Source organism: Pirellulales bacterium (genome assembly GCA_035546535.1).
GTDB lineage: Bacteria > Planctomycetota > Planctomycetia > Pirellulales > JACPPG01 > JACPPG01.
In genome coordinates, this window is the sequence record DASZWQ010000010.1 from 43,319 (window position 1) to 53,815 (window position 10,497).

11 protein-coding genes are annotated in these 10,497 nt (G+C 62.6%); 5 read left to right on the forward strand and 6 right to left on the reverse strand.

Translation table 11 applies throughout. The annotated features are described in order from the left end of the window. Positions 1–44 precede the first annotated feature (44 nt). Positions 45–1,067, forward strand: coding sequence for a site-2 protease family protein (locus VHD36_00985; protein HVU85864.1), 1,023 nt, complete (start codon positions 45–47; stop codon positions 1,065–1,067). Between the two features lie 106 nt (positions 1,068–1,173). On the opposite strand, the gene VHD36_00990 is transcribed toward VHD36_00985, so the two are convergent. The 3 genes from VHD36_00990 to VHD36_01000 all read right to left on the reverse strand — a co-directional run bounded on the left by VHD36_00990 (position 1,174) and on the right by VHD36_01000 (position 3,459). Next, a complete protein-coding gene (locus VHD36_00990) occupies positions 1,174–2,085 on the reverse strand; it encodes a DMT family transporter (GenBank protein HVU85865.1) in 912 nt (303 codons plus the stop codon). Positions 2,086–2,226: 141 nt separating this feature from the next. Continuing rightward, the gene (locus tag VHD36_00995; protein HVU85866.1) at positions 2,227–2,721 is read right to left on the reverse strand and encodes a MarR family transcriptional regulator; all 495 of its coding nucleotides are present in this window, start codon (positions 2,719–2,721) and stop codon (positions 2,227–2,229) included. A 156-nt stretch (positions 2,722–2,877) separates the two neighbouring features. Continuing rightward, entirely contained in the window at positions 2,878–3,459 is a 582-nt protein-coding gene (locus tag VHD36_01000; GenBank protein HVU85867.1) for a hypothetical protein, read from the reverse strand. Positions 3,460–3,949: 490 nt separating this feature from the next. Here VHD36_01000 and VHD36_01005 point away from each other — a divergent pair, with 490 nt between their 5' ends. From VHD36_01005 to VHD36_01020, 4 genes are all read left to right on the forward strand, one after another. Then, on the forward strand, positions 3,950–5,437 hold the full coding sequence (locus VHD36_01005; GenBank protein ID HVU85868.1) for a S1 RNA-binding domain-containing protein: 1,488 nt from the start codon (positions 3,950–3,952) through the stop codon (positions 5,435–5,437). Between the two features lie 428 nt (positions 5,438–5,865). Continuing rightward, positions 5,866–6,429 (forward strand): RNA polymerase sigma factor, encoded by a 564-nt coding sequence (locus VHD36_01010; GenBank protein ID HVU85869.1) that lies wholly within the window; start codon positions 5,866–5,868, stop codon positions 6,427–6,429. 88 nt (positions 6,430–6,517) lie between these two features. Continuing rightward, positions 6,518–6,760 (forward strand): hypothetical protein, encoded by a 243-nt coding sequence (locus VHD36_01015; GenBank protein ID HVU85870.1) that lies wholly within the window; start codon positions 6,518–6,520, stop codon positions 6,758–6,760. Positions 6,761–7,047: 287 nt separating this feature from the next. Continuing rightward, positions 7,048–7,887 carry a mechanosensitive ion channel domain-containing protein gene (locus tag VHD36_01020; GenBank protein HVU85871.1) on the forward strand — a complete coding sequence of 280 codons (840 nt, stop codon included), beginning with the start codon at positions 7,048–7,050 and terminating at the stop codon, positions 7,885–7,887. 257 nt (positions 7,888–8,144) lie between these two features. Here the strand turns inward: VHD36_01020 and VHD36_01025 are convergent, their stop codons facing one another. From VHD36_01025 to metG, 3 genes are all read right to left on the reverse strand, one after another. Next, positions 8,145–8,840: a VIT1/CCC1 transporter family protein gene (locus tag VHD36_01025; protein ID HVU85872.1), complete on the reverse strand. Its 696-nt coding sequence runs from the start codon at positions 8,838–8,840 to the stop codon at positions 8,145–8,147. Between the two features lie 58 nt (positions 8,841–8,898). Further along, positions 8,899–9,264 (reverse strand): four helix bundle protein, encoded by a 366-nt coding sequence (locus tag VHD36_01030; GenBank protein ID HVU85873.1) that lies wholly within the window; start codon positions 9,262–9,264, stop codon positions 8,899–8,901. Positions 9,265–9,309: 45 nt separating this feature from the next. Next, the coding region (gene metG, locus VHD36_01035; GenBank protein HVU85874.1) for a methionine--tRNA ligase subunit beta at positions 9,310–10,497 on the reverse strand (1,188 nt) is incomplete at its 5' end.

A 10,497-nucleotide genomic window follows, 5' to 3' on the forward strand; every position in this document is an offset into this window, starting at 1 on the left:
GCACCCTGCGAGGCGAACCTTGTCCCACCCAACTGCCTCGCCTCATGAGCACGCCGTACGAGCCGTTCTCGGACCAACCGCCTTATCCGGCTTCCAGCACGATTACCGTAGCCTCGGGCCCGGTCCCCGAGAGCCAGATTCCGCCGTTGCCCCCGCGCCGCTATCGCACGCGGCCGCGGCGCGTGCTTTTGCCCGCACTGCTATTTGTGGCGACATGCGTGGCCACATTCTGGGCCGGTAGCAATCCCAGCATCCAGATCATGCGGCACGACTTCGTGAACCAGGTGTTCCCGGGATTTGGGGGTGGCGCCGATGGCATCATGCTCATCGGCCGCTGGCACGATGGGCTGGTCTACATGATGGCCGTGATGGGTATCTTGCTCGCGCACGAGATGGGGCACTTCATTCAGGCCGTGCGCTACGGCGTGCCCGCCAGCTTGCCCTTCTTCATTCCCATGCCCTTTACCCCTTTGGGAACCATGGGCGCGGTGATCGGTATGCAAGGCTCCGAAGCCGACCGCAAGGAGCTGTTCGATATCGGGCTGTCTGGGCCGCTCGCCGGGCTGGTCGTGGCGCTGCCGATTGCCTGGATCGGCATTCAACAGGCGCAACCCTTCCCGATGAATGCGCCCTCCGGCATCCATTTTCAAGATCCGCTGCTCTTCCGAGTTCTGATGCAGAAACTGCACCCTGAGCTGCTGCCCGGCCAGGAATTGACCATGAACCCGCTGTTGATGGCCGGCTGGGTTGGAATGTTGATCACCGGTCTGAATATGCTGCCGATCAGCCAGCTCGATGGCGGACACGTATCTTATGCCCTGTTCGGCAAAGGCTCATTCTGGCTGGCACGCGCCGTGGTGGTAGCCGCCGTGGCATTCATGCTCATTAGCGGTGTCTATGGCTGGATGGTGATGCTGCTTTTGGTCACGATGATCGGCGTGCAACATCCGCCCACGGCCAACGACAGGGTCGAATTGGGGTGGGGCCGGCGCCTGCTTGGGCTGGCCTCGCTCGCCATCCCGGTGCTGTGTCTGGCGCCGAATCCGATCAGCGCGATCGGGAACTGACGAAGAGCGAACGTCGAAAGAAAACTAAGTGACCAATGCCGAATGGTCATGAGGTGCTCGGCCCTCTGATTTTCGGCCATTGATTTCTTTCGACGTTTGATTTTCGTCATTCGTGATTCTCCGCGGCCCGCTCGGCCTGCACGTAGCGGATTACCAGTCCCGCGAGAATCAACGCTCCGCCCGCCACGGTCCACCAGGCCGGGCGTTCGCCGGCGGGCGTGAGCATGACCCAGATCGGCACCAGTACCGGTTCCAGCAGAGCCAGCGCCGCTCCTTCCTGACCCGATATCTCCCGCAGCCCGCGCGCAAAGAGCAGATACGGCAAGCCCATTTGAAAGAAGCCGAACGCCGCCAGCACCAGCAGTTGATAGCCGCTCACCGCTTCGCCGCGGTACAGCAGATAAGGCGCGATCAACGCGGCGGCCGCCAGATGATTAAGCGCCACGATAAACGCGCCCGAATGGCCGCGCAGCCGGCGCATCGACACGACGACGGTCGCGTAGGAAATGCCCGACAGCAGGCCCAAGAGCACGCCCACACCGGCCCGCGATTCCAGGCTGTTGGTGCGCAGCTCGAACGACAGGATCACGGCCGCGCCGGCCAAGCCACAAACCAGTGGCACCAGGTCACGCGGATCGTGTACGTCGCGGTACAAGGTCAGCCCGAACAGAAACACCCATAAAGGCGCGGTGCTTTGCAGCCAGATGGCATTGGCGGCCGTGGTCAGTGTCATCGACTGCAGGAAGGTGACGTTCATGGCCGTGAAGGCCAGCGCCATCGGCACCAGCCGCCATTCCCAGCGCGGCTTTCGCACGGCCGGCAGTACGAGTACGCCCGCGAACAGGGCCCGCCAGAAGGCCAACAGCGTGCCACGAACGTCCTGCGGCCAATCGTCGAAGACGTGCGACTTCACGAACAGGCCGTTGGTGCTCCACAGAAGCGCCGCCAGAACGACGCAGGTACGTCCCAGCGCTTTGCCGGAGAGTCGCCGCGAGCCGCCTTCCGATGCATCCACCATGAGGGCCCCGTGTGGCGGCCGATGGGGCATCCCGGCAAGCACCGGCGGACGGGCAGTCCGACATGCTCGCCGTGCGGTACCTGCGCGCAGGGATACACCGCCACCGTGTCACTCGATCAATTACCCGAGATACCGTCGGCCTCAGTTCGACGCGCCGTTCACGGGCTGAGGCTGAGCGTGCAGCGGAGCGACGCGACCACTCACCAAGGCGTGCATGTTCTCGCACATCGTCTTCAGGGTTTCGCGCAGCACGCGCAATTCGTCTTCGCTCAAGCCGTGAGTGGCACGAGCACGCACGGCCAGGCCACAGGCCACCATGCGAGCCCACTCTTCCTCGGCGCGCGGGGTGGGACGAATCAACTTGCGGCGGCGATCGTTATCGTCGGTCACTCGGACGATCCAACCGTCGCGCTCCATGCGATCGAGCACGCCCACCAAAGTCGGCGCTTCGATGTGCATCCGCTCGGCAAGTTCCGATTGCGACAGCTCGCCATCGTGCGAAATGCAGGCCAGTACTTCCCATTGCCGCGAAGTGATGCCGTGGGCCGCCAGTTCCTCGTTCATGGCACAGCTCAGCGCGTGCGCCGTGGCAAACACCCAATATCCAACACTAGTTTCGAAGTCGTAATCGAGCATTGGCCGTTCCTGCGGTGGGGTAAGAAGTGCCTCTTCCTGGAGATCATTAGTTTAAGCGGTGCGAAATTGTCATACAAGCAAATCGTGCCGGACAGCCAACAAGTGGGGTTTTGCGACCAGAACGACCACATCTGTCGGGCCCCGTCGGCGTCGATTTCACGCGCTTGCGCCCCCCGCCTGCCGCCAGCAATAAGCGAAAAGCAACTGCCACTCCAGGCGCTGCACTTGCCTGCACAAGGACGCGCTCGACGATCGACCCGCCGCCGCGGCCCGGCACAAGTCGACGAACCGGAACGCGTCCCAGTTCTCCCCGGTGCTTAAGAACTGCGCCGCATGATCGAGATCCGCCGCAACGGCCAGCTCGCGCGCTCCGGCCATTAGCTCACCATGGATCGCATGGGCCGGCACGCGGCGAAACCAATACTTGGCATTCTCGTAGTCGGGCTCGCGACGGTGCATGATGCCGTGCCAGTAGCTCCCTTCGAGCGTGTCGAGCGATTGGCTGATCGTGTGCGACTCGTCGAGAAAGTCGTACAAGAGCCACAGTCCCGCCAGGCAGCCCTCGGCCATCGACTCGTCGCGTACCGCGTGCGGCGCGAGGATCTGCTCCGGCGAAAGGGCCGCGAGCGCCGCGCGCCGCGATTGATCCGGCTTGCCAGGCCCCAGCTCATTTAAGTCTGCGGAAGCGATCAACGATGCGATCGCGGCGTTGTACACTGGTGCGCTGAAGGGAGTCATCGGCGAAATGCCTCGGTATTGCTTTTTCGGCAGGGGGGAAAGCAGTTCGGTGAAGGGGGGCGAGAGCCGCGTCGAAAGGGCCGGTTTGGCCAACCCCGGGACGCACCGTGGGGATACCCAGACGCACCCTTACGAGCACCGCGGATCTCGCTGCAATTGGCTACCTTGGGCTGTTTAGGGTTGGTAGAATGTCGCCTCGCAACCGGCCGTCGTAGGCCCCTATTCGATGGTGGCCTAGGGTCGATTCTTTTGCCAAGATGACAGAGTGATGAGTAGCGATCAATCCGCACCCGCGCCCCAAGACACCCCCGCCGCATCCGCACCTCCGACCGAAGCACAAGCAGCTTCGACGCGACCGGCTCCCGCTCCGGCTGAAACCCCTGCTTCGCCGCCGCAGCGCATCGCCATCGGTTCCCAACGTGCCGGCAGCCGCATCCAGCGCCCGCGCATTCCGCCCGCGCTCGCGCCCCGGCCGAAGCCGAAGCCTGTCGTGAAACCCGAAGTGGCGTCCCCAGAAGTAGCGCCGAACACCGCGACAGCCTCGGACGTGGCCGCCACGCAAGCGGCACCGCAATCGCCGGTTGCCGAGGCACAGGTTGCCAAAGCGTCGACGGCTTCCGCGCAGGCCGCGCCCCCGGCGGCGATCGACAGCGCGCCCGCGACGGTCACCGCCCCGACACCTGCACCGCCCTCCGCGCCGCGACCGTCGGCATCTCCATCGAGCGGTTGGGTGACGAAAACGCCGGTGCCCAGCATTCGCGGCGAGCTGCCGCCTGAGTTGCAAAAGGAAGTCGACGAGGCGCTTGGTGACTTCTCACTCGATGAGGTGCTCGATCCAGGACAGAAGCAGGCCGCGCAAGCAGACCTCGAGCCCGAGTCGCGCCACCAGGCGAAGATTCTCGCGATTCACAATGACGACGTGTTCGTCGAATTAGGCGGGCGCAATCAAGGCGTGTTGTCGCTGCGGCAGTTTCCCGACGAACCCAAGGTCGGGCAAGTCGTCGAGGTCGTCGTCACGCGCTTTGACGGCGAGGAAGGGCTCTATCAGCTGACGCTGCCAAACTCCACAATCGTAGCGGCCAATTGGGGCGATATCGCCGAGGGCGTGGTCGTCGAAGCCCGCGTCACAGGACACAACAAAGGCGGTCTGGAATGTGAAGTGAACAACATTCGCGCTTTCATTCCAGCCAGCCAGATCGACGTCTACCGTGTCGAAGATCTGGAACAATTCGTCGGGCAGAAATTCCCGGCCGTGGTGACCGAGGCGCGACCGGAGCGCGGCAACCTGGTGCTCAGCCGGCGCGCCGTGATCGAACGCGAAAAGGCCGCCAGCAAAGAACGGTTGCTCAATGAGCTGGCCGAAGGGCAAGTTCGCGAGGGCGTGGTCCGCAGCCTGCAACCCTTTGGTGCCTTTGTCGATCTGGGCGGCGTCGACGGTTTGCTGCACGTCAGCCAACTTTCCTGGCAGCGGGTGAAGCATCCTGGCGATGTGCTGCAACTCGGCCAGACGGTGAAGGTGCTGGTGCGTAAGATCGATCCCGACACGCACAAGATCAGCCTGGCGCTGCGCGATCTTTCCGAGAATCCATGGACCAAGGTCGCCCTCAACTATCCGGTCGGCACGACGCAGCGCGGCACGGTGTCGAAGATCATGGAGTTCGGCGCGTTCGTCGAATTGGAGCCGGGCGTCGAAGGCTTGGTACACATTTCGGAGCTCGCGCACCAGCGCGTGTGGCGCGTCAGCGACGTCGTCAAGGAAGGGGACGTCGTTGATGTGAAGGTGCAATCGATCGACCAGGATCAACAGCGCATCGGCCTATCGATGAAGGCGCTCGCCGCGCGCCCCGTGCCGGTGAAGAAGGAAGAGCCGGAAGCAGACGATACGCCACTGCCGCCCATCGTCAGCAAGCGCAAGGGGCCCCTCAAAGGGGGCCTCGGCAAAAGCTCCGGCGGCGACCAGTTTGGATTGAAGTGGTAGCGGTAACGTCATGCGACCGCCGAGCAAGCTCGGCGGCTACGTAATGCGGCATCCAGCGCGGATTTTAGTTAGCCGCTGAGCTCGCTCAGCGCTGGCGTGGAACTTTCCTGCCGCCCGCGATTCGCAACCTGCCGTCAAATCCGGCATTTTCACTTCGCGTGACAGTCCATGTCGCTCGATTCATGCGATCCTGGCGGCCACGAGAGTCGCACGGGCTCGAGGAACTCGCCTTGACCCGTTCACCCCCCCTATGATTCGATTGGGGGCGGAAAAGGCCCTGGTGAGCTACATCTTCTTGGGCGGCTTAGGGTTGCCTTCCGCGGGTTCGCTTCGATTCCTTTCTTGTGACTGCGCCCTGCCCGGCCGGCTACTAACGCTGTGTGGACAGGAGTCACCCCGAGCGAGAGCCAGTAACAGGGCGCGCACGTGTGGAAGCAGTCTTGGACGTTTTGCAGCAGACCGACGAGGCCTTGGCCGCAGAGGCTGCCCGCGAGGGCTCCGATGGGCCGGCGTTCGTTGCCTTGGTCGAGCGATTTCGCCAGCGTGTGTGGCGGATCTGCTACCGCCTGTTGGGCAACGAGGCCGACGCTCACGACGCCGCGCAGGAAGTCTTCGTCCGATTGTTTCTCCACCGCGCACGCTTCGACGGCCGCTCGAAATACGCCACCTGGGTTCACGCCATCGCCGTCCGCACCTGCCTGGCCATTCGCCGCGGGCGCGGGCGCCGGCAAAAGCACGAAACCACGGCCGTAGGTAACCAACTGGACACGCCAGGCACACGCCCGGAGAGCGAACACCTGAGCATGGACGTCATGACGCTCCTGGAAGGGCTGGACGAAACGGACCGCGCACTTTTGATTTTGAAATACGCGGAAAGTTACAGCTACGAGGAGTTGGCCGAAATCTTCGATCTCTCGGTGAGCGCGTGCAAGATGCGAGTCAGCCGCGCCCGCGACAAGATCAACCAGAAGCACGGCGACGCCATGCGTTAGTCGGCGACGTGAGATGACGGCCCACCGTCGAACAATTAGTAGTCGAACAAGAAGCACAGGGAAACGACGAAAAACGGACGCTTTCGCCATGACATTCGACATCTTCGAACAGCTTGCGGAAAAAGACGTGCCGCCGGTGCCGAGCAACTTCGATCGGCAGGTTCACGATCGCGTGAACAACAGCTTGTTCGGCGTACACATCACCGAGTTTTTGTTCCAAGTGGTTCCCTACGCGATTTTGCACTTTGGCCAGGCCGTGATCGGTCTGGCAGCTTTGACACTTTCCGGAGTTTTTCCCCAAGACCGTGGCGACCGGACAAAGCATCGCTAACTGAATCAATCCCTCTCCCCCGCCAGGGGAGAGGTTAGGTGAGGGGTCGTGCGTTGTGAGACGTTTGACCCTCCCCCGGCCCCTGCCTGAAAGGGAGGGGCGTTTGGTGAAGGCTAAGCAGGTTGCATTTGATCGAAAAGAGGATTTAACGCTCTCGACAATTCGCCGTTAACCCGCCGCACAATACCGCGGTTCCGCGACGGGAAGACAACGAAACGTCGGGCGCTTTTTTGTGTTCGCTTACGAATCTCAATCTCAACCGAAATCTCGGAACAAGGAGAAATATCATGGACTTCCCGCAAACCGTCGAATCGTGGCGTGACGCGCTGGTGAACAGCTTCAATCACGCTTTTGGTCAAATCCTGGACAAGGCCCCCAACGTCGTCGGCATGGTGATCGTGCTGGTCGTGGGCTATATCGCGGCTCGCGTTTTGGATCGCGTGGCTTCGGCCCTCAGCGATTCGTTGGGTCTGCAGACCGCGGCCGAGCGCAGCGGCCTGTTGGACTCGATGCGTCAGGTCGGTATCAACCGCAGCGTGTCGTGGATCATCGGCCGGATCACGTTCTGGCTCACCATGTGCGTGTTCCTGACCGCCGCGTTCAACATCCTCGATCTGCCGACGTTGACCACGGCCATGGAAACCCTGGTCGGCTACATTCCCAAGCTGCTGGTGGCCACGGTCGTCGTGGTGGTCGGCCTGTTGATTGCTACGTTCCTCCGCGGCGTGGTTGCCACGAGTGCGGATCGCGTGGGCGTCTCGTATGCCGAACACCTGGCCAACGGCGTGTACTACGTCCTGGCCCTGATGACCTTCATCGCGGCCTTCGATCAGCTTGGCTTCCAGTTCGAGCTGTTGCAGAACATGATCCTGATCGCCTTCGGCGCCGTCTCGGCCGGGTTTGCCCTGGCCCTGGGCCTCGGTGGCAAGGAAGTGATGGGGGGCATCCTGGCCGGCTACTACACCCGGCAACGGCTGCACGCCGGCGACCACGTGCATGTGTGCGGCATGGAAGGCACGGTCCGCGAAGTCGGCCCCGTCGCCACGGTCATCGAGACCGAGGAAGACGGCCTGCTGAACCGGCATAGCGTGCCGAACACCAAGATGCTCGCCGAGGCGGTTCGGTAAGCAGCTTGGCCCATTAGTTGGGACCAAGGGGGGACCTTCTCCCGAATCGTGGGCGAGGTCCCCAGACCGGAATGGCCGGCGACTCTGCGGAGGCGCAGGCCCGACAAACGAAACGAGTCGAAGGAGCGACTCGGCAAGTCAGTGGCGGGGCGGACAGGGAAGAGAACGGAGAACCGTCGACCCTCCCACCGGTTTTTCAAAGAGCCCTCGGCGTGACGCAAGTCGCGCCGAGGGTCTTTTTTTATTCCCGTGGTGATTTAACCAATGGCTCGGGCGATCGCGAAGGCCGCCGCGGCAGCCAGCCCGCCGGTGACCACGGTTTGCAGCCCGCCGCGGAAGGGGCTGATGCCGGTGAGTCTGGCTTTGACGAAACCAAAGACGGCTAACGCCGCGAGTGTCACGACGACAGAGGCCAACAGCGCCGCGTGCGTTGACGAAATGAAGAAGTAAGGTGCGAGCGGAATAAACCCGCCGACGATATACGAGCCGGCGATCGTCAGGGCGCTGGTCCGCGCCCGGCGCGGGTCAGGCTCTTCCAGCCCCAGTTCGAAACGCATCATGAAGTCGACCCACCGCTCGCGGTTGGCGCTAAGCGCTTTGACGATCGGTTCGGTCTGGGCTTGAGTGAGTCCATAGCCGCGAAAAATCTCGGCCACTTCTTCTTCCTCGACGGCCGGCACCGTATCGCACTCGCGCTCTTCCCGCGCCCGTTCGGCCTGGTAATGCTCGGCATCAGTCCGGGCCGCCAGGTATCCGCCCAGCCCCATGGCGATCGAACCGGCGGCAATCTCGGCCAGGCCGGCAGTGACAATGATCGCGTTGGAATCCACGGCCCCTGACAAACCCGCCGCCAACGCAAACGGCACCGTCAGCCCGTCCGACATGCCGATCACGACATCGCGCACCGTCTCGGTGGCGGTGAAGTGGCGTTCGGTGTGCGGCGTGGAGGGCATGGGGAGAGAAGTAGTCAGTAGTCGGTAGACAGTAGTCAGTAAAAACAGTAGAGACGGGTTATTCAGGCGTTTCGAGGGAGCGCAAGAGGCCATTCAATAGCCTGCCGACTTCCGCGCACTTGTCAGTCAGGTCCGCCGTCGCCTCCGGCGTCAAGTATTTTAATCTTTCGGCCAGCAGGATTTGCGTCTCGACTTCACTCAGGGAGCCGCACGCGATTGCCAAGAATCGACGAAACTCGCGGCGCGAACGACGTCCTTGCCCCTCAGCGATGTTCGAGGGTAGCGACGTCGCCGCACGACGTAGTTGACTTCGTAGCCCAAACGTCTCGTGATGCGGGAATCCAGACGTCTGCACGTAAATGGCTTCGGCCAGATCCATCGCGCGCTGCCAAGCAGTCAGGTCACGAAAATCCCGCCCAGCCATCAATGTCCCCCTACTGACTACTGGTTACTGACTACCGACTACTGCTCAATGTATCCTCTGCCCCGGCAACGCCCCCGCATCCGGGCTCAACACAAACACCTCCCTGCCCCCGGGGCCCGAGGCGACGACCATGCCTTCGCTGACGCCAAAGGTCATCTTGCGCGGTTCCAGGTTCGCCGCGATGATCACCAGCCGGCCGACCAATTGCTCGGGCGTGTACGCCTCTTTGATGCCGGCGAAGATATTGCGACGTTCCTCGCCCCCCAGGCTCACGGTGAGCTGCAAGAGCTTCTTGCTCTTGGTCACTTCCTGCGCGGCGACGACACGCGCAACGCGCAGGTCGACCTTGCTGAATTCGTCGAACGTGATCGTCGGCGCTAACGGTTCGGCGGCCAACGGCTCGGGCCCGTCGACGGGCAAAGTGTTCTCTGTTGCGGCGGGCGTGCCGGCTGCTTCCGCCGCACTCGCTGCATCTTTTCCACCGGGCGCTTCCTCACGACTTGCATTAATCATGGCTTCCACCTGTGCGGGCTCGACTCGTTTCATCAAATGTTCAAAACGGCTGACTTTCGCGCCGACCAGCGGCGTTTGTGTTTCTTCCCAGCGCTCGATGGGCTTGTTCAGTAGCGCACCGGTCTGACGCGCCAGGCTCGGTAGCACCGGCGCCAGGTACACGACCAGTTGGCGGAACAAATTCAGCGCCACCGTGCAGACTTCTTGCAATTCGGCCGCGCGCGCGGGGTCTTTGCGCAGGTTCCACGGCTCGCGCTCTTCGACGTATTTGTTGGCCTGATCGGCCAGGGCCATGATCGCGCGCATCGCCCGGTTGTAATCGCACGCGTCGTAGGCTGCGGCAATTTCTTCGCCGGCCGCCGCGGCCGCGGCAAAGCGGCCACCATCGTCCGGGTATTTGGCGGCCAGGCCCGTCGCTTCGACGAAGCGCGCGGTGCGACTGGCGAGGTTCACCACCTTGCCGACCAGGTCGCTGTTGATCTTGGTCACGAACTCGTCGAGGTTCATGTCCAGGTCATCGAGCTTCGGCGTCAGCTTCGAGGCGTAGTAATAGCGCAAGTACGCCGGATCGAGATATTCCAGATACGTCGCCGCACGGACAAACGTCCCGCGCCGCTTCGACATCTTCTCGCCGTTGACGGTCAAGAAGCCGTGAATGTGGATCATCCGCGGCAGGTTGAAGCCCGACGCCTCGAGCATCACCGGCCAGAACAAGGTGTG

What these genes read in the sequence shown, in the direction of transcription:
- VHD36_01020 (HVU85871.1), top strand. Translation starts at nt 7,048, where the DNA reads ATGGACTTCCCGCAAACCGTCGAATCGTGGCGTGACGCGCTGGTGAAC.
- VHD36_00985 (HVU85864.1), top strand. Translation starts at nt 45, where the DNA reads ATGAGCACGCCGTACGAGCCGTTCTCGGACCAACCGCCTTATCCGGCT.
- VHD36_01015 (HVU85870.1), top strand. Translation starts at nt 6,518, where the DNA reads ATGACATTCGACATCTTCGAACAGCTTGCGGAAAAAGACGTGCCGCCG.
- VHD36_01025 (HVU85872.1), bottom strand. Translation starts at nt 8,840, where the DNA reads ATGCCCTCCACGCCGCACACCGAACGCCACTTCACCGCCACCGAGACG.
- VHD36_01000 (HVU85867.1), bottom strand. Translation starts at nt 3,459, where the DNA reads ATGACTCCCTTCAGCGCACCAGTGTACAACGCCGCGATCGCATCGTTG.
- VHD36_00995 (HVU85866.1), bottom strand. Translation starts at nt 2,721, where the DNA reads ATGCTCGATTACGACTTCGAAACTAGTGTTGGATATTGGGTGTTTGCC.
- VHD36_01030 (HVU85873.1), bottom strand. Translation starts at nt 9,264, where the DNA reads ATGGCTGGGCGGGATTTTCGTGACCTGACTGCTTGGCAGCGCGCGATG.
- VHD36_00990 (HVU85865.1), bottom strand. Translation starts at nt 2,085, where the DNA reads ATGGTGGATGCATCGGAAGGCGGCTCGCGGCGACTCTCCGGCAAAGCG.